The following is a 24796-nucleotide window of genomic DNA, read 5'->3' as shown; positions in this document are numbered from 1 at the left end:
GCAGATAGAGCTTTTTAAACGGCTTTCCGTAAGCTAGGACTAATTTAGAGTTGAATAGAGAGCAGCTCTCGCGCCTTCGCGACAACTTCTTTTATCCGCTCGGGTTGCGAGAGGAGCTTTTCAACTTCAGCTACGGCCAGCTCGCGGAGAGGGACAGGTAGCATTTCCAATTTGTCCTCGTCTATCACTTCCCACACCTCGTTTTTGCGTATGATGTCTATTTCTAAGTCCACATACCTCAAGTTACCCTCGCCTACCTCAATGCCAGTATTTACATTTACGTACACTCCCTTCTCGTTGCCGTATTGGTCGTAATAAACATGAATTAAGTGTCTTGAGAAAGGTTTTACCAAAGTCATTATAATGTCTCCAGGCTCCTTCATTACGTCTAACCCATCATACTTTCCATAGTCCTTACTTCTCCTCTCCAAGACCAAATAGTCGTCCACGTCTCCTTTAACCTTGGCCTTGCCCAATACGTACGTGTTGCCGTCTACCTTCTTATGGATTATGCTAAAGTACTTCATATCCTTTGCCATGTCAAGTATATAGTCCATAACGCTCCGGGTTTTTACCTCACTAACCGCAGCTATCTTGTCGCCTAGCTCCACCGCCGCCGCCATACGGTCGCCTCCAGACTTCAAGGTATGATGATAAGGCATAGTTGGAACGACCTTCGATCGGATTTCATCCAATACCAACTTGTCTTCTAAGGTTAGTTCGACCACATCTAACCTCTCGCCCGGGTAGACTTCGGTTCCGTGATCAGCGTCCCTTGCTCTTACCATAATCTTCGTGGCTTCGTCGTATAACCTCTCGAGCTCCTCGAGAAGGACTTGAGGGTCTGCGTTCTTAGCCGAACTCCTCCAATGGACTCTGACTCCTCTCCTTACGACCTCCGATGCCAAGTTCGTTAAAAGCATCTTGGTGTCTAGATTAGTTATGTGCTTAGAGAAAGTTACTCCACTGCCCCTACCGACAACCACTTCTGCGTAGAACCCTATTACCCGAAAACCCTCCTCCATGATAACGTGGTCGTTAGGAAATACTCTGGACCTCACAACCTCAGCAATTATCTTCTTCCCGTCGTAACACTCTTTGGCTATAACCTTTATCTCATTGCCGTCCAGAGTAGTTTTACAGTTCTCGTCTACTCTAATAACATAGGCGCTATGCAAGTTAGGGTGAGCCATATAGTGGATCGAGTACGGTAAAGCCCTTCTGAGGACTTGGATAACTCGATCCGCCTCCTCAGGAAAGCCTATCGTAACGAGCTGGTCTGGGTCTCTGTCAGATTGCTTAACGGTTACGTGTGGGGGCTCTGGGGAACCCTCGTAACCCATTCTTTCCTTAAGCTTCTTAGAAAGATCACACAACTCGAGACCTCCATCTAACAAAACCTTTGCTATTGCAGTCGCATAAATACCTCTTACCCTTACCCTGGGTTTTTCCATTATCGACCCCTTTAATCCTTCACTGTCTCGAGGAGAGTTACAACGTTCCATATGGTTATTCTAGTATGTATAGGCATGTTGGGGTCTTGTACTATCTCGTCTAAGGCGCTTATAGCGTTGGCCGCCCTCACGCCCGGACTCAACTGCTCGTTCTCTAAGTGCCTGACGGCCTCTATGCAAGCCCTCCTTATGTTTCGGGGGACAGCCGGGTCATTTATCACTCTCACGAGCATGGTTTTCGCTTGCCGAATCTTAGCCTCGTTATCGTAGCTCGCCGCGCTCACGATCACCACCCCCTTCGCTCAGGCCGAGCGAAGGGAGAAATTTAAGCTTGGGGAAAGAAGGAGGCAGGTGGTAGTAGGAGATCAATGATAGAAAAACTGCCTTAACCGTTCAAGGTAACAGTTATAGTCTTTGTTATGGTTATTGTTACCCAGACGGTCTTGGTTATCGTTATCACGTTACCTTGGGTAGTAGTTACGGTGGGGTTTACCCCGGGGACGACGGGCTGGAGCACGAAGGTCTTCATTCCGAAGTAATCACCGAAGGGAGCTCCGTCGCCGTTGGCCGCGATTACGGCTACTCTGAAAGTTACGGGTTTCCTCTCCTTAGGCGCTACCCATTCAACAGTCCAACTCCTCTTCAAGCTGCCCTCCTTAGTGTGAGTTACGTAAGTTTCGGTGGGCGTGGGGTGAGCTATGAAGGTGTCTCTTGGATCAACGATCTTAAACTCGCCCGCACTCGCTTGGAGGGCAAAGCCGCCACAAGCGGCCATGGCAGGTGTACACTTATTGGCGTCAGTTATCTCGATAGTTATGCGGTAGCTCTTACCGGGTTCGTAATACTGAGGGAGACCCTTGATTATTATATGCTGGGGGCTGAGGGGTTTCGCGTCTTGGTGACACATCGTACACCCAAAATTGGGAGCGCCATTGGACATGGCAAAGAGCGGCATAACCAATAATGTAAGGAGAAACAACGAGGTCCTCTTCATCACGCTCGTCCCGTATCCTCTGTCCCTTCGTCTGGTTTTTAAAAACGGCGTAAATATGGCGTCGCCAATGTAGCCAGTTATATAAGTTCAACACCTCGCGAGGGCTTATTCGCGACGAAGACCTTCTTCGCACCGGAAGCCAAGAGGGCCGCGCTAACAGCCTTGGCGTCTTCAGCCAATGCCACAACGGCTCCGCCGCTGCCGGCTCCCGAAACCTTGACTCCGTAAGCGCCCGCAAGCTCTGCGGCGTGAACGGCATTACACACGTCTTTCGGCACTAACCCGAAGGACTCCAACATAGCGTTGTTTATTTTCATCAGTTCTCCTAGCTCATTGAGATCCCCTTTGATTAGGGCCTTACGGGCCTCCTCTGCTATTTTTCCCATAATTTCTATTATATCTTTGTAGATTTCTGATCTACGGACCTTTAGTGCCACTTCGTTTACTAATTCAGCCGTAGTCTTCCTCTTTTCAAATATTCCTACGACCAACGGAAGCTCACTTACGTTCAATCTTTCAATCTTCCACTCCGGACCTTTCTTTTCTATCCATAGCACACCACCCAAGGCCGAGGCAAAGGTGTCCATGGGACTGGCCTTCCCTTGGACCTTTTTCTCAACCTCCCACGCCATCTTGGCAATGTTTTCCTTCTTTAGGTCACATCCCTTCATAGCGCACGCCGCAGCTATAGTGCCGACAGTGACCGCCGCGCTAGTACCCACCCCCGCTCCCACGGGCATGGGAGACTCGATCTCTACTTTCACCGACTCTACGCCGATGGCTTGCAACGCCTTGACAACGTATGAAATGTACTTTTCCATTTGTTTCTTCACTAACTAGCCTACCTCTATCCTACCTTCAGAAATTACCAAATCAACACTCCTCAAGTTAACTGGTCCAGTTATTACTACTAACCCGTCACTTGGAGCTAACTTTACCTTTATGTATATCGGTAGAGAAAACACAATGGCGGGCTTACCGTAGACTACAGAATGTTCGCCAAACAAGGTAACTTTAGTTGGAGCCCGAGCCAAGGCCACCAAATCTTGCCCGGGGCTTCTCTACTAGATTTTTATTTTAGCAGTAACGAGGGACGCGGGGTTTTAGGGAGTTGAGTGCACACCAGAAGAAGCTCCCCTTTAGGCCCATACAAGAGATACAAAAAAGTATAGCTGATAGGTTGAGCGGGATAAAGTACAAGATCGCCGTGATGAGTGGTAAAGGAGGCGTTGGTAAGTCTTTCGTAACCGCCAATTTGGCGTTCGCTTTGGCTTACAGAGGTAAAAAAGTCGTCGTTTTAGACGCAGACTTCTACGGACCCAGCATTCCGAAGATGATGGGGGTAGAGGGACAGAGGGTCTACGCCACGCCCGAGGGCTTGATACCCGTGACCGGACCTTTGGGAGTAAAGATAGTTAGCGTTGACTTCATGCTTCCCGACGACGAAGCTCCGGTTATATGGAGAGGGCCGATGCTTACCAACGCCATGCTGGAGCTCCTCGAAAACGTATTGTGGGGAGAGGCTGATTACATGCTAATAGACTTGCCCCCCGGAACGGGGGACGCTCCTTTGACAGTAGCACAGATGATCCCGAACTTAACGGGATCCGTAATAGTTACAATCCCGTCCGAAGTATCTCAAAAAGTAGTGATGAAGTCAGTAAACTTCGCAAAGAGGTTGAACGTTCCCATACTCGGCATCATAGAAAACATGTCGGGCTTCACGTGTCCGTGTGACGGAAAGACCTACCCGATATTCGGCAGCGGAGGTGGTAAGAAGGTCGCAGAGAGGGCCGGCGTGGACTTCTTGGGATCCATACCGCTCGACCCGAGGATTTCGGAAAGCAACGATAAGGGCATACCGTTCTTCGTGGAGTACCCAGATACCCCGGCGGCAAAAGCCTTCCTAAAGATAGCGGACAAGATTGTAGAGAAAGTAGAGAAGGCTAAGGTAACGTCCTCTTGATCGTTTCGACCACAACATCCGGCCTCATCAAAGCCGTATTGATTACTAAGTCGAATATTTCTAGACTAGCCACGTCAAAGCCGTAAAGCTTCCTAAACCTAATCCATTGCACCTCTTCTCTCAGAATGATCTCTTCGAGCGCTTTTTCGTAACTTATGCTGTCGCGCCGGGCTATCCTCTCGGCCCTCACTTTTAGAGGGGCCGTTAAGTAGACGTTCACGTCCGCGTAGGGCGCTGCGACCCAGCCGCCCAAGTGCGCCTCTATTATAACGTCCCCTCTCTTGGCTTCCTCGAGTACCATCTTGTCTATCTTTAAGTCTATCTCGGGATCCTCGAGCGCCATCTCATTTAGTTCTAAGAGGGTTACCCCGATCTCTTCTGCTAACCTCCTGAACATGGAACCTGCAGAGACGTATCTCAGTCCTAGCTCTGAAGCCAACCTCTTCGCTACAGTGCTCTTCCCGCTGCCCGGGGGTCCACTTATTATTACTACTGTCACGCCTTTCGCGGCCCTCCGATGATATTAACGGCTCTATTAATGTCTCTTCACCACGTCTGTTGCTTCTCCGCGTATGGTCAGTGGATCGTAGTTGCTCTGACGGACGGCCACGTTCAAATTTATGGGCAAGGCAACGCGCTCGTTGCCTCGTTTAAACTGCCCAGGGCCCCCTCTTGCCTCGCCGGACCCTACGCTGTCGTACCCGAAAACGAAGGAATCTCGATATATTACATTAAAATCCCTCGTCCAGTAAAGCTCAGAGACGTGTGGTTTGAACCGTCTTACTGTCATGCTAACGAGAGGCTTATCGCCTTAGTAGCGCAAGAGGACAACACCTCTGTTATATTAGATCTCGCAAACAATACGACTTATGTAATACCCCAATCGACCTTAGTAAAAGTTTATAAGAATGTCATAGTGATCGTCAGAGGCAATTCTGTCGAGGTCCACAATCTCCTCGGCGGGTTCAGTATCTCCTTCAAAAGTCGCGTAAACGACGTAACCTTAGACAACAATCTATACGTTTGCACGGATGACGGACTTTATGCAGTCTATAGCAGAGACGAAGTGAAGCTCGTCTCGCGAAGGGGCTGCGACATCGTGGATGCTAGGGGCGAGCTCCTAGCGTTCTCCCAACGCTCGAAGCTGTTTGTATACAACGGCACCAGAAGCGTACAAACGTTCGACTTTAAAATGGGTATAAAGTCCTTGAAGGTATTGACAAACAACAAGGTTTTTGTATTGAGCGGAGACACGTTGTTTGGTTACATAATAATATCTATAGACGATAAAGTTCTAGCAATAATGTTGGGAGCCCCCCTATTGGTAGCCGTAACTGACTTCTTAAGAAAAGTTATCCAACTAAGGGATTAGCCTCTCTACATTAAGTACTAGTATGTCTTTGGCCCCTGCATTTTTTAGCTTCACAATCACGTCAGCTATTATATCCTCATCCACGGCCGCAATAACCTCCCACACGGGTATCTCACTCTTAACTTTGCTTATTGTAGGACCCGACATAGCTGGTAACACCTTAAGCACATTATCCAAGGAGTCGTCAGGTACATTCATCATAACTAGTTTCTTCTTAGAAGCCCGTAGAACTGACTCTAGCATTAATTTTATTGTTTCTATTTGAGGATCGTGCAGCATGTCCTTCCTAGCTATCAACCTGGCGCTGCTAGTTAATATTACGTCTATCGGAATCAAACCGTGTAACTTAAGCGTCGTTCCAGTCGACATTACGTCTATTATTCCGTCAGCTGCCCCTATGCCCGGCATTACCTCTGCCGAGCCACTAACCTTCACTATCTTCACGTCCAAACTCTTTCTTTTGGAATAATCAATAGCTATGTTGATAAATTTCGTAGCTATCCTAAAGCCACTAGGTATCTCTTCCGGCCTCTTTATCCCGGAGTCCCTGGGTACCGCTAAGACTAGTTTTGAATGACCGTAGTCTAAATCGAGAACCTCGGCAACGTCTCTCCCGGATTCGACGACGTAATCGTGGCCGGTTATCCCCGCCTCAGCCGCACCGCTCTCTACGATCCAAGGTATGTCCTCCGGCCTCGCGAAAACTAGATCTAAGTCAGGTTTGTTTGAAGGGACTATCAAGGCACGGGAGTCGAGGTATGACGGTTTTATCCCGGCCTTCTCCAAGAGTTCCAGAGTAGCCTCCTTAAGCCTACCCTTGCTCGGTATTACGAACCTCACGGCTCTCCGGACCCCAACTCGAGAACGAGAAATTTAACGCTACCAAGTGGACCAAACTAAAAAGATCGCAGAACGGACGTGGCTTGAAGGAACGTTGTCAGAATATCTGACGACTGCCGTGGTGGCTGTTGCCCTGGCGTTGCTCACTAACGCGTTGTACCCAAAAGTAATGAAAGTTGTTGAGAGGAAGCTCCGACCCCGAAGGGTTAGGGTTAGGATTGCTCAGAACGTGGCAATCGTCGACGCTTCCAACGTCGTCATGCACGGTCCAAAGGTAGGGAAAAAGGGTAGGATAGAAAACTTACTAATAGTTATCAACGCCCTCAAGGAGAGGGGCTTCGAAGTTTACGCCATAGCTGACGCCTCCTTACGGCACAAAGTCGACAAACCCGAAATCTTGGAAAGATTAATAGCAAAAGGGTTCGTGCTCCAAGCCCCCGCGGGCACGCCAGCTGATTATTTCATACTGGCGCTAGCAGACCGAGAGTACGGGGTAGTGGTTAGTAACGACGTCTTCAGGGAGTGGAGGTCTCTATTTCCTTGGATAAAGGATAAGCACCGCCTCGTTAGATACATGATAATAGGGAAGACAGCTTATTTCTATCCCGATATAAGACCAAAGAAAAAGAGAAAGAAGACTAAGGAGGAAGAACCCCTCTGCCCCCAGTTGCTCGAAACCTCTGAAAGGTCTGAAGGAGAGGATTACAGCAAATACTATGTTATGTAACCCTTCTTGTACATAACCTCTGCTGTTAAGAGACTGATCCCGGAGGCGCCCCTTAGCAAGTTATGACCGACGATTACCATTCTTATTCTATTAGCCTCTGTTATCTCTATCCTCCCCACAGTAACAGCCATGCCGTTACCGTTCATCCTGTCCAGTCTGGGCTGTGGACGGTCCTCTTGCTCTACGAGTACTAAGGGCTTTGTCGGAGCTGTCGGTAGCCCCAAGCGTTGGGGTTCGCTTTCGAACCCATTCAAAACGTTTTTTACTTGTTCGACATCAACGGACCTCTCAGTAGTTATGTAAACGACTTCAGTGTGACCGTCCAAGACCGGGACCCTAGTTGTCGTGGCCTCTACGACGAAGCTTGCTGGGGCTATGGAACCGTTCTCAAGCTTTCCCAAAATTTTCTTCGACTCAACCTTGACCTTGTATTCTTCCTTTGCAATGTAAGGTATTACGTTATCGACTATAGAGTACGCGGTGAGCCCTGCGAACCCCGCCCCGCTTATAGCTTGTAGCGTAGTCACAGTTATCTCCTTGATACCGAATTCATCCATAATTGGTTTGAGTGGTAACGTCAAAACTGCTGTGGTGCAGTTAGGGTTCTTAACTAACTTCCCGCCCCACCTCTCTTGCTTCTTCAAGAGTTCTAGGTGTTCCCAGTTAACTTCTGGGTTCATGAGAGGGACATCGGGTTCTAACCTAAACGGGGATGCGTTCGAAACTACGTTAAATCCCTTTTTTAAGTATTTTAACTCTACTTCGCCGGCGACCTCGCTAGGAAGGGCCGATAACACTAAGTCAACTTTCTCGGGCAAGGAATCGGGGTCGGAGGCGTCGAACACCACGTAGTCGGAGAACTTGGTTGGGAAGGGACGAGGGATAACCCATTTGACGGCTTCTTTATACTTCTTGCCGGCCGACCTCTTTGAAGCTCCCAACGCGACCAGCTCGAAGTACGGGTGATCCTCGAGCAACGAAGCAAACCATTGACCCGCCATTCCGGTAGCCCCTAAGACGGCCACCTTGAGCTTGTCCAAGCTTTCCTCCCATAATGCTCTAGGCTGATTTAGATTTAATCCCCACCACTTTGGGGTTCCCGGGGTGTAACGGGATGGGAGGAAGGCAGAGGACCAGCTTGTTCATGGAAAGGAGTTCCGACAGGAGCAAAGTAGAAAAGAGGGTTCAGAAAAAGGGTAAAAAGTGACTCTATTTAGATACAACCTTTCTGACCCAGAACGGGTTTGGAATTGAAGTGTCCGTTCAGACGTATTAGAGTGGCTATCCCCGCCGACGCCCTCTCCAGCAACCCCTCTCTGCGCGAAAAGACCTTGGTCGCGGGGTACTTAGCGCGCGCAGCGGCTGCCCTTAGAGCAGAGGGTGTGGACGTTTACGGCCCCAAGGGGCCGGGCTTCGACGTGCTAATGTCCGTCTTAGAGTACTTGTCGTACCCTACGTACTTGAGAAAGCTGACAGTCCCCTTAAGGCCGGAGCTCAAGTACGCGGGAGTACTGCCTCCTCTCGCCGTCAAAGCAATGAATGAAGGCTTTAGGGATAGAGAAGAGGGATTGTTCTTCAAGTTCGGATTAATAGTTGAGTGCAAGAAGGGGTCGATAGCAACAATAAACGTTGGAGATAAAACAATAGTACATAATATAAAGAAATGTAAAAAGAACACTTTAGTCTTGATAGGTTTTAACGACAAGAATAGGGTAGTTAAAGTCTTACCTTCAAGGAGAGGCATATGGAGAGGCGAGTACTTGGGGTTCGAAGTGAACTACTTCGAAAACATCTACGAACTCGTTCGATTCTACAAGACCAGAGGTTTCAAGACGTTAGGTACCAGCCGCCGAGGGTCGTGGCCGGGCACGTTGCGGGAATATTTGGGTTATAACTTAGGGGTGTTGTTCGGCTCGCCGGACAAGGGCCTGATTGACAAATATCCTGAGTTAGAGTTGGATGCACTCGTCAACTTGTTCCCGTGTCAAGGTGTCAGAACAGTAAGACTCGAGGAGGCGGTCTGGGGATTCACTGCGGTGTGGAACTCGCTTGAGGGCGGGATTTGTGAGACTAGGTAAGTTTGGCCGAAATTTGGACTTGGTTTGGACAACATTTGGACACGACGTTGGACCCGCTTTCGTACTGCTCCTACTGAGGAGGCTAAACTTCTTACAAAATTCAAACTTTGTTTTTAGACATGTTTTGTATAATAGTTCTATTCGCTTGGTGAAAATACAGAAACGTAGACGATAGAGAACAAAGCTGTACACGAACTCCGATGCGTACGTCCAAAAGGCTAGACGAAGTCGTGTCCGAATGCTTGTCCCAGGGTGTCCAACCGCAGTCCAAGTTGCATCCAAATATACCTTAGAGATACTTGAGCAGGTCTATAAGACGACGATCCGCTATCCTGTACTTACCTCTCTTTCCACTCTTACCGACCTTTTCGACGAGTCCCTTTTTCGAGAGAGGTTCCTTCAACCTGTAGTGTACAGTACTCTTGGCTACGTCGTAGCCTTGTGCCTTGAGCCACTTGGTGACGTCACTCGGACCAGCTTCTCTGAGCTCGGTAAGGGCCTTCAAGATCATCCGGTCGAGTTCGTCTAGTTCAAAAAGAACAGTAGTTTCCATAGCCCTCTCAGCCTCTTTTATTGCCAACTCTATGTGCTTCTCGAAGAGGATACCCTCTTTAGCTGCGTACGTAAGTGCCCTCTGCGCGACTTTGATTGCGTCTCTGAGGATGGGGAAGTGAGACCAGATATTTTCTATCCATTCTTCTTTGAAGGGATAGTAGGGGTTCTCGGGAGACGCGAAACCCTCTACGCGTCTCCGGAATACTTCCTTCACTTCTTCTGCAGTATAACCCGGGATTCTTATTTCTATGAATTTGCTGACTATAAAGGGGTACCTCATCCTAAACGTCTGGAGTGCATCGGGCGTCAAGGTTATTATGAAGCTAGCTTTGTTCTGGCCTTGAAGTATATTATCAAACCAGAAGGCGATGACTTCGAAGGAGTCGGAGACTACGAAGCCATCTATCATGAATACTATAGGTACGCTCGTATTCTCTAATATGAAACCGATTGCAGACTTCATCGTTTCTAGGTCTACGCGCCCCAGCCTCTCGTACCTCGTGAGGACGTTTTCAACAACTTGCGTTATGTACTTGAATAGTTTTTCGTATTCTTGGTTTACGCTCACATAGTATATCCATCCCGGCTTTTTGAACCCTTTTTCGATACCCTTAAGCAAGCTGTAAAAGAACTTCTGGGGATTGTCATCGTAAGTTACCTTCACCACGATAGGTATATACTTTTTCATTGAAGCTTCCAGGGGAGAACGGGGGTAAGGTACGTCAAAACGACTCCTCCAGAAGTTCAAGAACGTAGTTTTCCCGAGGCCGTAGCTGCCCACCACTGTTACTTTTGACGTTCCCTTGTCAGACATAACTTTTTCGTAAGCCAACTTTTCGAAGAGTTCGTCGGGTTCATACCTCTTTACATAGTATTTCAGCATGTCACCGTCCAGCGGCACTGGTTCGAACCTCTTGATGAGTTCGTAGAAGTCGGCTGGACCCATTGGTGCTACCCGGATTAGATCTAGCGGTCCAGAAAGATAAAGCGAAGGGAAACGTTGTTTGGACAACTGTACGACACGTTTGGACTGCTCACTTAGCAATCCAATAGAGTAGTCCATAATTTGGACGAACTGCGCAGTTGTACTGTAATAGTGGTTTGTCCAAGTCTCCTGCAGGGAAGGGCAGAGTGCACGCCAGGAAGAAACTAATTACGAAAGTATTAGAAAAGATATATCCACTCCACGACGACGTAGTTGCCATTAAGTTCATAGAAAGAGGATATTACCACGAGGTGGCGCGCGAGGTGGGAGAGGGCTCCAGAATCCTAGAAGTGGGTTGCGGCACGGGTCGATTCATACAAACGGTTACGCATAAGTGCTACGGCGTAGGTTTGGACATATCTGAAAAGCTGTTGCGCATCGCAAAGGAGAGGCTGGAAGAGGAACCCTTCGACTGCGTATTAGGTACTGCAACGCTCCTACCGTTCAGATCGGACAGCTTTAAAGCAACAATTACCTTCACGATGATACACCACTTAACAGATCAAGAAAAGGTTGAAGCTTTAAGAGAAATAGCCAGGGTCTCCCCGCTCTACCTCTTTGGGGAGGTTGCCAAGGGTTTCTGTTGGTCAGCAATCCTCTTAAAAATAATAGGTTCGAAAAGGTTGATCAGGAAGGATGTAATTGAAAGAGCTGGATTGAAGGTGCGTGAGTGGCGCGACATGGGAGGGTTCTGTTTAGTTTTTGGAAGGGCAGAGAGAACATAAATATTGTGGATCGAGCCTCGGACCCATTAGGGAAAGAACGTGAGGCTGAAAGTAGTCGCCTCTCACCCCGGAGGGTATCCGCGGCCGCCCGAGCTGCGAAAGAGCATCGACACATATAACGCCGGCAAGCTCGACTTCGCCTCTCTTCGGAGCGCTTGGGAGAGGAGTACTAGGAAGGTAATGATGGAGCAAATCGAAGAAGGGTTGGACTTACTCACCACAGGACATCTGCTGTGGGACGATTTGTTCCGTCCATTCACGGCAACGTGGGACGGCTTCGAGCTTCCCGAAGTGGGTGGGTATTATAGGTTCTACGAACTAAATTTCTACTACAAGCGCGCTAAGGTCAAAGGACCCATTTATCCTCTGAGGCCAGTGACGCTGGGAGAACACAAGCTGGCGTTCCAAGTCAGTCCGAGACCCATTAAAGCCCACCTACCCGGTCCCCTAACCTTCTCCCTCCACGTGGACAATCAGTACTACAAGAGGATGGAAGAACTCATGTCAGACATAGCTTCAGCCTTAATGTACGAGGCAATAGCGTTAAGTCAGTATGTAGATTATATGTACCTAGAGGAACCGGCGCTCGTTGACCCTGAAGTACCGGCAGAGCTGAAGCAGTTAGGAATAGAATACATAAACGTAATAGCCCATGCTGTTGACATTCCGGTAATTGTTAAAACATACTTCAAGAATCCCGAGAACGTATACGAGATGATGTTAGACCTATCAGTCGACGGAATTGGTTTCGACATGACTGCATGGAATTATGACGACGCTAAGGCTACTTTCTCCGAGTACGGATACCCGTACCCAATAATAGAGTTGGGCGTGACAGATTCATTGAACGTCAAATTGGAGCATATAGAAGAAACAGCGGCGAAAACGCTAAACTTAATAGAAGAAGTAGATGCCAATGAGATACACATAAGCGCCAGCTATAGATACGACGTATTACCATATTCGTACATTAGGAAGAAAATGAGGAGGTTAGCTGAGATAGCCTTTAAGTTGAGGGAACTTGTTAACGAGGGGTGAGCGATATGAGTTACAGAGTCCCCAAAGCCCTCCCCACGACTGTAGTGGGCAGTTATCCAAAATTTCCGATAGCCAAGGAAGCTTTAAAGAAGTTCTACAAAGGTGAGATCAGCAGCGAAGAGTTCGAAAAAATGATCAAAGAAGCAATTAGGTTGGCCGTCGAAGATCAGATAAAGGCGGGAGTGGACATCATTTCCGACGGAGAACAGAGAAGGGAAGACATGGAAGTGTACTTCGCTGAGAGAATGGATGGCTTTGTAGTAGGCAATAAGCCAGAGGATTGGGTCAGAATATTCGACAACGTCCACTACAGGAAGCCCGTAGTAGTCGGTAAGATAAGGTGGAAGGGACCCATGACTTTAACTGATTGGAAATATGCCTCGGAGTACGCTCAAGGTAGACCTGTAAAGGCTATAATCACCGGCCCCTATACTATGGCTGACTGGGCGTTTAATGAGTACTACGGAGATAAGAAAGAACTCATAATAGACTTAGCGAAGGAGTTACATAAGGAACTCAAGGCTCTCTACGACGCGGGCGCGAGGTACCTCCAAGTAGACGAGCCGGCGCTCTCGACCCACCCCTACAGAGAAGACATAGAGATAACCAAGGAGGCACTTTCCATAGTGTTCCAAGGAATGGACGACGCTAAGAAGATAGTTCACATATGCCACGGCCGAGTAGAGAAGCTGTTTCCAGACCTGCTGGAATTCCCAGTAGATCAGTTCGACTTGGAGTTCGTTAACAACAATTTCAAGTTGTTGGAAGCAATAAAGGAATACGACTACGCCTCGAGCGGGAAAGAGCTGGGTTACGGAGTAATAGACATACACTCCAAAAAAGTAGAAAGTAAGGAATTCGTGAAGAACGCGATATACAAGGTACTAGAGATAATGCCGCCAGAGAAGGTCTACGTTAAGCCAGACTGCGGCCTGAAGATCCTCGGAGACAGGGACGTGGCGTTTAACAAGATGAAGGTCATGGTAGAGGCAACTAAGGAAGTTAGAAAAGAACTGGGCTACGAAGAGTGATTTTACTTTCTTACAGCCTTCATAATGAACTCAGCGATCTTACATTTCTCAGATATTACAACGAAGGAGCCTTCGACTTCTTCGGGCCTATTCATGTGTATTATGTTGTCTTTTACAACTATAACTAACTCAATCTTATCGGGACACATCTCACCTTTTATTATACCGTTACAATTCCCATCTATAAGGCCCTCTGCGAGTAAACACTCGGATAACGCGACGTCCTTGAGCATGGTTCCCACGAGGGCGAGACCCGAGCCCTTAGCCGCCACATGCAATGCAGAGAGCTTAAGCGTCAGCGCGGGTATTTCTATTACCAAGTTGACCCTGGCGTCGGGGTTGTCTTCTAGGTCGATCATAATCATGTCGCTGTCTAACTCTATTACTTCTACGAACCCCTCAGCTTCGTTTTTACACGCTTCAAAGATCCGGAGGGCTTCCCCTCCTTTGAGCACCTCCCCGTTCACTTCGGCCTCCAGGGCCACGATCTTCTCGCTAATCGTTTCAATCCTCAGTATTACATTTCCTACGTTCTTGCACGTTCCGTCAAACACAAAACGTCCTATGAAGCCTTTCTTGGCGAACTCCCTCAATATACTTTCCAGAGGTGTGTACCTATTTACCCTCCGGAAGCCGACAGTCTTGCCTCTGCTTATGAAAGGCATTTTCAGCGACCTCCTTCTAACTTTTCTAACTCCGCTCTAATGGTTTCATAGCCCGGGACAGTGGGCGGGATAACGTATATTGCAACGATTTTCGCACCCTTAGTGAACACGAAGAATATATGGTCCTTAAACGTTTCGCGTTGAGAACTCAAACGGTCTATTACGTTTTGAAGCTCCTCTTTATACTCCTTAAAGGCCGAGGCCACCTCTTTTTCGAAATCTTTAGAAAAGACCAGTAGGGATTGATGAAGAACTGTTAGCGGAGATTCTGAGATAACTTCCTTCTCCGGCGGCTTGGTCTTAAATCCTAATAGCTTGTACCTCACTAGCTCCTTCCTCCCTTGATCCATTACGATTGAGATTACATTTCCATATTCGGCCAGCTCCTTCTCTATTTCATCTATTTCTTTCTTTAGTTTATCTATCAAGGAATCTACGCCCAGCGCAGTAATAATCATAGCTTCACTACCCCCGTTTCGACGGATTTGAGGCGTTCATCAAGCCTCGGGTCTAGCGAGAGTGAAATCTTAGGACACAAGAACGGCTTCGCTACAGTAATCACCCACTTCCCCGGGCTCTCCAAGGGAAAGACGAAGGCGTCAGCGCCCTTAATCGTTTCAACGCTCTCTGGCATGTAGAGGCTAGCGCCGAGTATCTTGTACCCACATGCGAGGACGTCCAGCGTCCACCGCTCTGTGAGCGAAACGACATTTATTGCCTTATATCCTTCGCTTAATATCTCGGCCAGCACGTCCTTGGGCTCCTCTACGGTCAACGAAAAGCTCTCCCACGTCTCAGTATCGACACTCACCGAGGAGGGGTCTATCAGCTGGGCCACGGGGTAAACTTTCTTCTTAATGACTACGGCTTCCCTTACCACGATCTCTTTGATTAGAGATATTAAGCTTTCTATCGAGTCTAGCTTGATGTAGTCCTTATCTTCAAGTTCTATAAGTATTTCTTCGTCGGTTAGTTCGTATACGTTGATTTCTAGTTTTTTGGGTAACGAGAAGCCGCTCAAGTCTCCCCTATAACCCATGATGTGACCTTCGGCGAACAAGAGGTCCAGAGGAGGCCACACCACGCTCACCTTGCAGTTGAGGCCATTTGACGTCACATAGTTTATCAAGCTTAACAGGTCTGTACCACTCTTAACAAGGCCTCCTAGCGACCAACAGAACTCAGCCATGGCTTTCCACCCTTATCTCTTTAATGCCTAACGGTTCTAGGTACTCAAGTGCAACCTTCTTCACAACGTTAGGGTCATAATTCTCAGCAATAAGCACTATGTAAGCTACTTTCTTGTCAACCTTTATGTTTATATCTTCTATTTCGTATCCCAAGCTGGTTAGTTTGTGGACAATGGCCAACACTTGTTTGCCGAGTGCGACTACGCTTATCCCAGAGAAGTATCTAGCTTCCGTCTCCTCGAGCACCACATCAGCCGACGTTTCGAAGTCCTCTGTGAACGTTAGGGAGGATGGGGCTGGGTAGAACGTTAGGTGGAAATCATTGGAATTCTTGGAAATATCGCTCAATAGCGCTTCCCAAGCTTCAGAGCCCCTAAGCCCTTTCCACGAGCCTTCTACAACCTTTCCTTTACACACTACGAAAGCTCCTTTGGTTTGACCGCTCCTTACGGTCAACCTCGTGCACAAGTTATTGAGTATCTTCTTTAGCGCTTCGACACCACATTCCCCCTTAACGATCGAGTAACCCTTCGGTAGCTCTATTGTTTCTGTCAAGTACCTCTGGAACCTCCGTTTGTGGAACTAGTACTAGAAAATTAAAGCTTCCGTGAACCTTTCACACGGGGCTCAACGGGGTGCCCGAGGAGAAGAATATTAAAAAGGTAAGAGGTCCAGAGGAGGTAATGATAGAGGCTAAGAAAATAAAGAGCGGAAAAGCCATACTGTTGATACTAAAAAAGGACCTAAAGTGGAACAAATTCATACTCACAGTAGAAAACAACAGAGTGGTTGCCGGCGAACCGAAGCTGCCCTCCGAAGCCGACTTTAAAGATGCCATCCTAGCTTTGCTCGTCATACCTCACACTGCCATGGTTGAGAAGGGCGTGGAGTCGGCCATGGAGAGTGCCGGCTTAGATGTCGCGGCGCTGCCCGAGGACGTCAAGAAGTTAGTACAGCTGATTCCTGGGATAGAACTTTTCATACCGGACAAGGAGCTCGTAGAGGCGGGGGTGGGCGAGACCGTAATACCGCCAGATGAAATAATGAATGAAGTAGCGGACGTTATAGAAAATATAATCAAAGAGTTAGGTGTGGAAGGTGAGGTAAAGTTGAGCAACCACGAGCTGATAGTGATTGTGAGTAAGAGGGTCCCCAAGCGGATTATGGAGCAGCTGCAGAAGATGCTCGAAAGTAGAGTCGGTGACTTGTTCAAAGTAAAGGTAGTCTCTGGGTGATAGGCGTGATACTGTTCTTCAAAAAGAAGAGGAAAGGAGAAGAGATAGTTGTAGGTATAGAGAAAGAGAACGTCTACGGTACTATGAGCCCTAAGGGCGGTGTCGGGAAGACCAGCATAACCGTAGAAATAGCATTCCTAATAGCACAGAGGGACTACAAAGTGGCAATGATAGACTGGGACTTGTGGTCGCCCAGATTGACGTCCAGGTTGCTCGGTTCCTCGGAAGGTCCTGGCCTCTTAGAGCTATTAATGGGCGAGGCCACGCCAGACGAAGTAGTCAGGAAGGTCAGCTTCACCACGGCCGAAGGGAAAGTCATAGAGGTAGATTTGGTTCCCGCATCTGATAAGGAAGCATTGGTCAGAGGAAAGGTAAAGAGATTAGCTGAAGAACTCGAGGACAACTATAATAAGATCAGAGAGAGAGCCGTAAGTCTGGTTAACTACTTATCTAACACACACGACATCGTGTTCAACGACTATCCAGTCCCTAGCGGACCCGCGCCGGCCCCCTTCCACAAGGTGGCCGCCAGCGCTACTCATTGGCTCAATATAGTGATAGATGCCGTGCCCACCACTGCAGAGTACGCGGCAAGGTACGTCGAGATGTTCTACCCCAGCCTCCCGATATACATGGTGTTCGTTAACATGATAAAACCAGTTCATCACGAGTACCGAGCGGCGGTGGCCAAGGCTCCGGAGCTGTGCAAGAAGTTCGCCGCCCGCTACGTGGTCTTCGTGCCATTCGACGGCAAACTTTACGACGTTAAGGTGTCCGGAGCAGCCCCTCCTGCGAGCATAAACTATAAGCCCACGGAATCGGCGGCTTTGAAGGTCCTGAGGGACGCAGCGATGAGGATAGCCAGAGGGGACAAACCTGTGGGTTGCGTAGCGTTGCACTTGAAGGTGCTTTAAGGAGGGGGTTCGGAGATGGCACAGAAGAAGTGGAAGGTGCATGAAGTTCCGGGCTACAAAGTAGACTGGTACGTAGTTTATGAACTGAAAGGGACTAAGTTAGAAGTGGTTGATTACGAAAATATAAAGCTAGACAAGATCAGCGAGATTTACGATATTGTAATAAACATATTTCACGACTTGAAAAGCATTTCGGAGAGAGAGTTAAAGATGTACAGCGTCGAGAAGAGGCAGTTGGACGTTGTGGTCAATGCTGAGAGAGGTTACATAAGTATGAGTTTCGTCGCGGACAGCGTCCTAGTCATGGCCGGCCTCAAAAAGGTAGAGTGAGCCGAGAGCGTTTTTCAAGAAGTGGATACTATCACTACTCTTACATGAGATCCATCCCATATGGCCTTTAGCTTTAGTTCGGTTTCCAGCTCGCTTTTCGAGAAGAGAGCTTTAAATACTGCGATGGAGGACCGCAAGGCCCTAACGTTGTTAACTACCTCAGAGAGCACTGGAATGACTTGATCTTTTACTAATTCATCGTTAGGATCGACAAGAACCTTCATTCTGGGGTACGACGCGGAGCCCACTCCGCTTCCTTTCCACTCCTCTTCTAAGATTATCTTCAGCATTCCTTTGATTCCATCCAAGTTCAGCGTTAACTCTTTTGACATTTCGTCCAGAAGCTCTTTAAACGACTTATGCTCGCTGACCCTCACTGGCACGGCTTTTCACCTCTACTGATAGCTCTTCAGAGTTGCTAGCATTAACCGGGCTCCCCAGCCGGTGGGGTACGGGGAACACCACCAAGCGTTGGCCTCGTGGGCCATAGCCGGGCCAGCTATGTCTAAGTACACCCACCTCTCCGGCGCGAACTCCTTCAAGAACAGTGCTCCGATTATGCTACCTGCCCCTCTGCCCTTCCCGACGTTACTCAAGTCTGCACTGGGATGCTTTAACTCCTCTTTATACTTCTCATACAGGGGCATTCTCCACACTAACTCCCTCGTGCGCTTTGACGCTTCTTCTACCTTCTTGACGTCCTCTTCATGAGTGGCGTAGAGCGCAGCTATGTCGTAGCCAAGGGCAATTATTTGAGCGCCGGTCAAAGTCGCTAAAGTGAAAGTTACCTTGGGCGAAGCGCGTTTGGCATAAGCCAAGGCGTCCGCCAGAATAAGCCTGCCCTCAGCGTCGGTGTTACCTATATGCACGTATTTACCACCATAGCTCCTTATTATGTCTTCCATTTTGTAAGCTCTCCCCGAGACTAGGTTCTCCGCCAGTGGAATGTATGCTTCCACATTGATGTTCAAGTTCATTTTGGCTGCATAGATCGTGGCGGCGGCGACTGCGGCTGCACCGCTCATGTCAGCGTGCATGTTTTTCATGTAATTTGACGGCTTCAAGTTATATCCTCCGGCATCGAATGTAATCCCCTTTCCTACGAGGGCGACCCTCTCTCCGCCCCCTTCATACCTCAATATGAGCATCCTAGGAGGTACGTCGGAACCCTTGCCGACAGCCAAGAGTAGGTCTAATCCCTCCTTCTTAAGGTCGTTCTCGTCGAGAACTTCTATTTTTATGGGCAATCCTTTGGCTTTTTCAATTACTCTATCGGGGAAGGTTTTTGGGTTCAAGACGTTGGGTGGTTCGGAAGCAAGCTCTCTGGCAAACATCTGCGCCTCCGCGTGTCTCAAGGCTTCTTCTGCTGCTTCCTTCTTAGATATACTGAAAACGACTTCTACATCACTTTTCTCGGACTTGTACTTGTCGAATTCCCAAGCGGTCAACGCTATGCCAGTTATGTACGGGTAAGGATCTTCTATTTCTGTTACGTCGACTACGCTGCTCTTCAACTTCCTTAGGACTTTGCCCAGCGAAGTTGCACACTCGAAATCGTCTTCGCAGAAAGCGGCTACATAGCCCTCTCCGTCCTTCTTTACTTTTAGGATCGTATTGGGCTTTACCTCTTCTACAGTGTAGAAGGGTGAGGCAAAGTCAACGAAATCCTCTTTGTTCTTAAATATTTTAACTTTTATACCTACTAACCTTTCCGGAGGGACGTCCGTCAACTTTAGTTTCAGCAACCTCTCAGCCGTAGGTAGGTTAAGCCGGGAGAGTTAAGGGCGATGATGATAACTCGGCAAGCCCGAGGTCTCGGTGAGGAGTCAGAGTTACGCTGAGTCGAATTTAAGGTCAGATGCGCCGAGCTTCCTCATGCCTCGAGGCGAGAGAGGTCAGTCGGGGGTTTCACATCACTCCCTGAGAGGCCCCGTGCAGAGTAAGCACCTACATAACTTTTCCGAAGGTGAGTATAAGGCCCCGTGGCAAAACTTGGCCTCGCATGCGGAAACGCACTCCTCCTCGCTTTCCACTTCGCTTATCAAGACCTCACTCATTTCTTCCTCAGCTCCTCTACGAGATCCGGAGGCAGGTAGGAGGAGGGCGACCGCACCGCCTCCCTCGCCAACTTCCTCAGTTCTGGCCTCAGCTTCTTGAACTCCTCGCTCTCTATTCTTACGAATTTGACAGTCCCTTTATATTTGTTCATGTTCTTTTGGACTTCAGAGGGCGGAACGATGAAGAAGGCTAGCTTAGGTCTCTCTTCGGAAGGTATTCTGCCCATGGCTATTGCTACGTAAACGTTACCTGCCAGCCCCCTTTCGGCCTCTACCACGAACACGTCAACGTCCACGGGCTTGAACACTTCTAACCCACCGGGGGGCGAGGAACAGCGGGTATTTATATTTTAGAGTTATAGCCCTTCTCTACCGCTTCTGAAGAACGCGTACGTCCGTTCGAGTATAGGCTTAATTGCCCTCTCTGGCAGCTCTACGCTCTTGTGGGCCCATTTCAGCGGGAGCGGGTACCCGCCCTCATTGGTGGACAGGAGAGATAACCTCCTGACGAATCTTAGAGCATCTTCCAAGCTTATCTCCCTAGGCACTTCGACGTAGTACAAGTTCCCGCCTCTCTTAAATTTAGCGTAGAAGAACCAGACCTCCTCCTTCTTACCCACCAAAGGCAGCTTGACGGTCTTTCTTGCGGGTACAGTAGCTCCAACCCCATCTAAATCTTTATTTAAGTGCGTTATTACAAAAAACAAGATGGTAAGATCGTCGAGCTCTTTGTCCTTGAATAAGACGTTTGAGTGATACTTCTTTGCGACGTAAAACAAATTAAATGGCTTCATTTTCATTAATCTCCAAAGGTTGTACTGTTTTACGGCGCATTCCAAGCACACCTTACAACTCCCGCTGAGCGTTTTGTCGTTCAGCACTTGGGATATGGATTCGTACTTTAAGGAACAACTACACTTATTTCCTTCGTAAGTCCTACATTGGCTCATGGTACTTAGAGCACCATCGGCCAAGATCAAAGTGTCCGACGAGCGTTCAATTTCGTCTATTAACTCTCTTACAAGCTCTACCTCTAATGATTCCATGTATAATATACTTCTATCGTTTGACTTGTAGGGTGGAGAGACAATCCCATAAAGACTCCTAACTCTGTGGACGCCGCTCTTGCCCTTTAAGTCTAAGAGGAAGGAAAGGGCACGCACTATGAAGAGAGACAGCGACTGGAATTCTACGTGAATCTTCGATCCGTCTATAGAAATCACTTTAGTGAAGTCGAGTCCCGAGGAACGCTCGACCCCCTTGTCCGGATACCAGAGCTCGACCACGCGTTCTTCGTATTTTTTCGCGGCGTCGAGCATTTTCTTAATTGCGTCTTTCTTCATGGATATTAGATCCATGAGTGAGAGTCCGTCGTGAGCGTTCAAACTTTTCACCTATTTCGAGAGAGGTTCTGATGATGGTACTAATGAGCTCTCAAGGGATGAGTGAAAGTTACAAAGGCGCGATAGGCTACGTAGTTGGCGAGGCGACTTCATCAAAGGTCACAGTTAGGACCAAAGAGCCGTTGAAAGTAGGTGAATACGTAATAATAAAACCCTTGAACTCGAAAGAAGAAGTGTTGGGTTGGGTCGAAGAGAGCATAGCTAAGAACGAATTGATGGGAGACTTGGTCGACCTTGAGGACCCCGAACTCGCTGGTACAATATTGAGGACCCTCGAGTTCGGGCAATCGAACACGAGGTACTTTGCGATAGTTAAGGTTCTTACTAAAATAGATCCATTAGTCAAAATGGGAAAGCAAGAACCGCCCAGAGCGGCCATCGACCCTGGATCTGAAGTATATAAAGCAAACACGGAGGCCCTCCGAGAGATATTCTCGAAGGAGGGAGAGAGGAGGTTCGTCAAGCTCGGCGCGCTGGCTGCACATCCGGACGTGGACTTCTATGTCGACGTTTCCCAAATAGTTTCACGCCACATGGCCGTGGTGGCAGTAACCGGCGCTGGCAAGAGCAATACCGTTACCGTTCTGACTACCAGAATAGTCACTGAGAAGAAAGGGTGTGTGCTGATATTCGACATGCACGGCGAGTACTCGCGGTTGGACGCGGAATACGTAAACATAATAGAACCAAAGCTCGATCCGACGAAGCTAGATCCGGACTCCTTTTCCAAGCTAATAGGTCTCAGTAGAGACGCCTACAAACAAGAGCTCTACCTCCGTAACTTATTGACTTTGTGGAAAGTGATAGAAGAGAGTAACTCGCTCGAAGACAAGAATAAGTTCTTTATTATACTTCAGAACATGTTAATTGAATTGATGCGTAACAAGGAGATGCCAGTTCTCCACTACAAGAACGTCGGACTCGCGGCACAGATCCTAAGGGAGTACGGCAAGTTCAACCCGACGAATCCCCTCTCCTCAATAAAGAGTGCGTTAAAGAGCGCAAACAAGACGAGCGTGTGTGAGAAGAACGACTGTTCCGACCTCTACACTATAATAGATGCCAGGAGTGACGTTAACTCGGCCATTCCTAACCTACTGGTAAAGATACAAGATGCGGAGAAGAAATACAATGAGATAATTGATTTCAACGTCCCTGACGTAGTGGAAAGGATAAAGCCAGCATCTCTAAACGTAATGGATCTCCACTCTTTGGACGAGGACATGGCAGATGTAATTGTGAGTGTATCAATGAAGAATATACTAAACGCGAGAAAACGGAAGGTCTTGGGAGAGGTCGGCTCCAACAAGGGACCGGTCTTGGAAGTTCCGATACTGCTGGTTTTAGAGGAGGCCCACATCCTCGCGCCCGTCAACAGGAGGACTTTAACCAAGTATTGGGTTTCGAGGATCACTAGTGAGGGAAGGAAGTTCGGCGTAGGTCTAGTTATGGTTTCCCAAAGGCCCAAGGGCTTAGATCAAGACGCATTGAGCCAAGCTAACAACTTGATAGTACTCAAGCTGGTGGAGCCCGGCGACCAGAGGCACGTGCAGGCCAGCAGCGAGGGCTTGAGCGAGGAGTTGGTCAAACACTTACCTTCCCTCTCCGTAGGAGAGGCCCTCGTCCTCGGTCCCCTCGCGCCTTTACCGGCCATAGTAAAAGTCGACAAAGCCGAAATAAAGAAAGTTGGACAAGATATCGACGCAGTAGAGGAGTGGAAGGAGCACCACTCCGCGAGGGACGATGGAGAATGGGAGACGTGGGAAGAGTAGTCGTCGGTTTGGGCGGGATAAGCTCAACGCTTGTCGCCCTAGGCTACGTAATAACTACAGAATACGACCTTTTGGGAAAGGACACGGAAGAAGAACAAGAAGAGGCGAACAAGAAAAGAAGGAGCGTTAGGGTGCCAGAGGTAGTCTCTCTGAGACCTTGTAAGAAGGGTGAGGTGATTGACGCTAAGAGGGTCTATGACTCGGCCTTCCTGTTAAACCCTTCAAGCAAGTTGAAGAAAGGCCCTCTACCCGAAAGCCAGCTGGCCGGAAAGGGGTTCAAGACGTTTGTCATCTGCCTTAAGGACCCGTGGCCTATGGTCCTCGACAGCGTCAACAAGGTTGTTGGAGATAAGGCTCTGGTAGTCGGCGACGCGTTCTGCGCGGCCTCACCCCAACCGGCGGAGTGTTTTTCGTCATTCTTAGCTATGGCGGCTCTGGGGAAGAGGAGGGGCGAGCTAGTTGTCGCCTACCCTGGGAGACCCCCTGCTGATCCTGCTTGTGTAGCCGAGAGGTTGCAAAAGGCGAGAGACTGTTACTTGGGTAAGAAGTACGTAAGCGTCGACGCTTGGGAACAGTTCAAGAGACTAATAGATTATGTATATGCTAAAGTTCCGTTAGGCTCTATTAAGGCCCTTTACCTAGCAGCAGAGGAAGGGGTGAGCCCGTTCTACCTCTTCCTTTATCCGTGTTATTACTCAAGGCAAGACGACTGTGCAGCCCTTAGAAGGAAAGGCCCCAACAAGTTCCGAAGGCCCAAGAGGCCTTGCTCTGGTGACTTAATGGAAGTACTGTCGGAGCTACGGTAAAACGAGGGTCCCCCACTCGCCTCTGTTTACGATTGACGGTATCCTCTCGGGCTCGCCGCCGTAGATCACAGCTATAGGTATTCCGCTCCTTTCAGCTATCTGTAAGGCGACGGAATCCATTAACTCGTACCTCCCGGGTTCGTTCCTCCAGTCGAGACCTTCCAAGAGCCTTTGCAGTTCTTTGGCCTTGATCTTCTTTATCTTCCTCGCCCCTGGCTGCGAGGGAGGCTTGTCGTAGACCGCGTCTACGGTGGTTGCGTTCACCACGATGTCTGCTCCCACTAGCTCAGCTACCACCAACGCAACGGCGTTCGTGGACTGTCCGGGTTGTAAACCACCCACTAAGAGTATGCTCTCTCCGTCCCAGAGCTCAAGGACCTCGGACGCGCTCTTGGGGATAACTTTCTTTGCGGACGGGGTGTGCATGGCTAGTAACTTTGCGTTGAGCCTGGAAACTTCTATTCCTATTATATCCTTGAGACCCTTGGAGGGGGGAGCCAGATCTATGTACTTTCTGGCGACACTTCCTCCGCCCACCACTACGGCTAGCTTGTATCTCTTTCTAAGCTCTTCTAGGACTGCAGCGTACCTCTCTACGAGAGGGGTGTCGTAGGGCGAGATGAATTTACCTGAAACTTTCAAGACTAAGGTCCTCAACA

General features: G+C 48.6%; 30 protein-coding genes. 12 read left to right on the top strand and 18 right to left on the bottom strand.

Going from position 1 to position 24796, the window contains the following annotated elements; genetic code table 11:
• Positions 1–44 precede the first annotated feature (44 nt).
• From AC1HCZ_RS03370 to AC1HCZ_RS03350, 5 genes are all read right to left on the bottom strand, one after another.
• Complete coding sequence (locus tag AC1HCZ_RS03370) at positions 45–1454, bottom strand: ribonuclease FAU-1 family protein (RefSeq protein WP_479462134.1); 1410 nt, start codon at positions 1452–1454, stop codon at positions 45–47.
• A gap of 11 nt (positions 1455–1465) precedes the next feature.
• Entirely contained in the window at positions 1466–1738 is a 273-nt protein-coding gene (locus AC1HCZ_RS03365; protein WP_479462133.1) for a UPF0147 family protein, read from the bottom strand.
• 101 nt (positions 1739–1839) lie between these two features.
• On the bottom strand, positions 1840–2394 hold the full coding sequence (locus AC1HCZ_RS03360; protein WP_479462191.1) for a Reeler domain-containing protein: 555 nt from the start codon (positions 2392–2394) through the stop codon (positions 1840–1842).
• Positions 2395–2525: 131 nt separating this feature from the next.
• The gene (mvk, locus tag AC1HCZ_RS03355) at positions 2526–3281 is read right to left on the bottom strand and encodes a mevalonate kinase (RefSeq protein ID WP_479462132.1); all 756 of its coding nucleotides are present in this window, start codon (positions 3279–3281) and stop codon (positions 2526–2528) included.
• 3 nt (positions 3282–3284) lie between these two features.
• On the bottom strand, positions 3285–3488 hold the full coding sequence (locus AC1HCZ_RS03350; protein ID WP_479462131.1) for a hypothetical protein: 204 nt from the start codon (positions 3486–3488) through the stop codon (positions 3285–3287).
• A 71-nt stretch (positions 3489–3559) separates the two neighbouring features.
• On the opposite strand from AC1HCZ_RS03350, the gene AC1HCZ_RS03345 reads away from it, so the two are divergent.
• On the top strand, positions 3560–4414 hold the full coding sequence (locus tag AC1HCZ_RS03345; RefSeq protein WP_479462130.1) for an Mrp/NBP35 family ATP-binding protein: 855 nt from the start codon (positions 3560–3562) through the stop codon (positions 4412–4414).
• Here the strand turns inward: AC1HCZ_RS03345 and cmk are convergent.
• Entirely contained in the window at positions 4395–4913 is a 519-nt protein-coding gene (gene cmk / locus AC1HCZ_RS03340) for a (d)CMP kinase (protein ID WP_479462129.1), read from the bottom strand. The genes AC1HCZ_RS03345 and cmk overlap by 20 nt on opposite strands.
• Before the next feature lie 18 nt (positions 4914–4931).
• Between cmk and AC1HCZ_RS03335 the strand changes: the two genes are divergently transcribed.
• Complete coding sequence (locus AC1HCZ_RS03335) at positions 4932–5786, top strand: hypothetical protein (RefSeq protein ID WP_479462128.1); 855 nt, start codon at positions 4932–4934, stop codon at positions 5784–5786.
• On the opposite strand, the gene hisG is transcribed toward AC1HCZ_RS03335, so the two are convergent.
• Positions 5775–6626, bottom strand: a complete 852-nt coding sequence (hisG, locus tag AC1HCZ_RS03330; RefSeq protein ID WP_479462127.1) for an ATP phosphoribosyltransferase — start codon at positions 6624–6626, stop codon at positions 5775–5777. The genes AC1HCZ_RS03335 and hisG overlap by 12 nt on opposite strands.
• Positions 6627–6720: 94 nt before the next feature.
• Here hisG and AC1HCZ_RS03325 point away from each other — a divergent pair, with 94 nt between their 5' ends.
• Positions 6721–7353 (top strand): NYN domain-containing protein, encoded by a 633-nt coding sequence (locus AC1HCZ_RS03325; protein WP_479462126.1) that lies wholly within the window; start codon positions 6721–6723, stop codon positions 7351–7353.
• On the opposite strand, the gene asd is transcribed toward AC1HCZ_RS03325, so the two are convergent.
• Positions 7341–8393, bottom strand: a complete 1053-nt coding sequence (gene asd / locus AC1HCZ_RS03320) for an aspartate-semialdehyde dehydrogenase (protein WP_479462125.1) — start codon at positions 8391–8393, stop codon at positions 7341–7343. The genes AC1HCZ_RS03325 and asd overlap by 13 nt on opposite strands.
• A 210-nt stretch (positions 8394–8603) precedes the next feature.
• Between asd and AC1HCZ_RS03315 the strand changes: the two genes are divergently transcribed.
• The gene (locus AC1HCZ_RS03315) at positions 8604–9431 is read left to right on the top strand and encodes a putative RNA uridine N3 methyltransferase (protein ID WP_479462124.1); all 828 of its coding nucleotides are present in this window, start codon (positions 8604–8606) and stop codon (positions 9429–9431) included.
• A 289-nt stretch (positions 9432–9720) separates the two neighbouring features.
• Here AC1HCZ_RS03315 and AC1HCZ_RS03310 read toward each other — a convergent pair whose 3' ends face one another.
• Positions 9721–10932, bottom strand: a complete 1212-nt coding sequence (locus AC1HCZ_RS03310) for a winged-helix domain-containing protein (protein ID WP_479462123.1) — start codon at positions 10930–10932, stop codon at positions 9721–9723.
• 185 nt (positions 10933–11117) lie between these two features.
• On the opposite strand from AC1HCZ_RS03310, the gene AC1HCZ_RS03305 reads away from it, so the two are divergent.
• From AC1HCZ_RS03305 to AC1HCZ_RS03295, 3 genes are read left to right on the top strand one after another with little or no spacing between them, the layout of a single operon-like run.
• Entirely contained in the window at positions 11118–11696 is a 579-nt protein-coding gene (locus AC1HCZ_RS03305; protein WP_479462122.1) for a class I SAM-dependent methyltransferase, read from the top strand.
• Positions 11697–11735: 39 nt separating this feature from the next.
• On the top strand, positions 11736–12734 hold the full coding sequence (locus AC1HCZ_RS03300; RefSeq protein WP_479462121.1) for a hypothetical protein: 999 nt from the start codon (positions 11736–11738) through the stop codon (positions 12732–12734).
• A gap of 5 nt (positions 12735–12739) precedes the next feature.
• Positions 12740–13765, top strand: coding sequence for a methionine synthase (locus AC1HCZ_RS03295; RefSeq protein WP_479462120.1), 1026 nt, complete (start codon positions 12740–12742; stop codon positions 13763–13765).
• A gap of 2 nt (positions 13766–13767) precedes the next feature.
• On the opposite strand, the gene AC1HCZ_RS03290 is transcribed toward AC1HCZ_RS03295, so the two are convergent.
• The 4 genes from AC1HCZ_RS03290 to AC1HCZ_RS03275 are packed head-to-tail and all read right to left on the bottom strand — an operon-like array spanning position 13768 to position 16175.
• Entirely contained in the window at positions 13768–14430 is a 663-nt protein-coding gene (locus AC1HCZ_RS03290; protein ID WP_479462119.1) for a hypothetical protein, read from the bottom strand.
• 2 nt (positions 14431–14432) lie between these two features.
• Positions 14433–14888 carry a hypothetical protein gene (locus AC1HCZ_RS03285; RefSeq protein ID WP_479462118.1) on the bottom strand — a complete coding sequence of 152 codons (456 nt, stop codon included), beginning with the start codon at positions 14886–14888 and terminating at the stop codon, positions 14433–14435.
• Positions 14885–15619, bottom strand: a complete 735-nt coding sequence (locus tag AC1HCZ_RS03280; RefSeq protein WP_479462117.1) for a hypothetical protein — start codon at positions 15617–15619, stop codon at positions 14885–14887. Before AC1HCZ_RS03280 ends, AC1HCZ_RS03285 begins: the two co-directional genes overlap by 4 nt.
• Positions 15612–16175 (bottom strand): hypothetical protein, encoded by a 564-nt coding sequence (locus AC1HCZ_RS03275; RefSeq protein WP_479462116.1) that lies wholly within the window; start codon positions 16173–16175, stop codon positions 15612–15614. The genes AC1HCZ_RS03280 and AC1HCZ_RS03275 overlap by 8 nt, the downstream gene beginning before the upstream one ends.
• Positions 16176–16255: 80 nt before the next feature.
• Here AC1HCZ_RS03275 and AC1HCZ_RS03270 point away from each other — a divergent pair, with 80 nt between their 5' ends.
• The 3 genes from AC1HCZ_RS03270 to AC1HCZ_RS03260 are packed head-to-tail and all read left to right on the top strand — an operon-like array spanning position 16256 to position 18099.
• Entirely contained in the window at positions 16256–16855 is a 600-nt protein-coding gene (locus tag AC1HCZ_RS03270; RefSeq protein ID WP_479462115.1) for a hypothetical protein, read from the top strand.
• Positions 16852–17769 (top strand): nucleotide-binding protein, encoded by a 918-nt coding sequence (locus tag AC1HCZ_RS03265; RefSeq protein ID WP_479462114.1) that lies wholly within the window; start codon positions 16852–16854, stop codon positions 17767–17769. Before AC1HCZ_RS03270 ends, AC1HCZ_RS03265 begins: the two co-directional genes overlap by 4 nt.
• 15 nt (positions 17770–17784) lie before the next feature.
• A complete protein-coding gene (locus tag AC1HCZ_RS03260) occupies positions 17785–18099 on the top strand; it encodes a hypothetical protein (protein WP_479462113.1) in 315 nt (104 codons plus the stop codon).
• Positions 18100–18113: 14 nt separating this feature from the next.
• Here AC1HCZ_RS03260 and AC1HCZ_RS03255 read toward each other — a convergent pair whose 3' ends face one another.
• From AC1HCZ_RS03255 to AC1HCZ_RS03240, 4 genes are all read right to left on the bottom strand, one after another.
• Positions 18114–18482, bottom strand: a complete 369-nt coding sequence (locus tag AC1HCZ_RS03255) for a hypothetical protein (protein ID WP_479462112.1) — start codon at positions 18480–18482, stop codon at positions 18114–18116.
• Positions 18483–18494: 12 nt separating this feature from the next.
• A complete protein-coding gene (locus AC1HCZ_RS03250) occupies positions 18495–19844 on the bottom strand; it encodes a M17 family metallopeptidase (RefSeq protein WP_479462111.1) in 1350 nt (449 codons plus the stop codon).
• A gap of 308 nt (positions 19845–20152) precedes the next feature.
• Positions 20153–20464, bottom strand: coding sequence for a hypothetical protein (locus tag AC1HCZ_RS03245; protein WP_479462110.1), 312 nt, complete (start codon positions 20462–20464; stop codon positions 20153–20155).
• Between the two features lie 48 nt (positions 20465–20512).
• Positions 20513–21541, bottom strand: coding sequence for a DNA double-strand break repair nuclease NurA (locus AC1HCZ_RS03240; RefSeq protein ID WP_479462109.1), 1029 nt, complete (start codon positions 21539–21541; stop codon positions 20513–20515).
• A 29-nt stretch (positions 21542–21570) separates the two neighbouring features.
• Here AC1HCZ_RS03240 and AC1HCZ_RS03235 point away from each other — a divergent pair, with 29 nt between their 5' ends.
• Positions 21571–23331, top strand: a complete 1761-nt coding sequence (locus tag AC1HCZ_RS03235) for a helicase HerA domain-containing protein (protein ID WP_479462108.1) — start codon at positions 21571–21573, stop codon at positions 23329–23331.
• Positions 23310–24137 (top strand): hypothetical protein, encoded by an 828-nt coding sequence (locus AC1HCZ_RS03230; protein ID WP_479462107.1) that lies wholly within the window; start codon positions 23310–23312, stop codon positions 24135–24137. The genes AC1HCZ_RS03235 and AC1HCZ_RS03230 overlap by 22 nt, the downstream gene beginning before the upstream one ends.
• Here the strand turns inward: AC1HCZ_RS03230 and pyrH are convergent.
• A complete protein-coding gene (gene pyrH, locus AC1HCZ_RS03225; RefSeq protein ID WP_479462106.1) occupies positions 24129–24794 on the bottom strand; it encodes a UMP kinase in 666 nt (221 codons plus the stop codon). The genes AC1HCZ_RS03230 and pyrH overlap by 9 nt on opposite strands.
• Positions 24795–24796 lie beyond the last annotated feature (2 nt).

Source organism: Ignicoccus sp., from assembly GCF_056435145.1.
The sequence above is the reverse complement of the archived record's forward strand: the minus strand, read 5'-3'. Positions and strand labels throughout refer to the sequence as shown.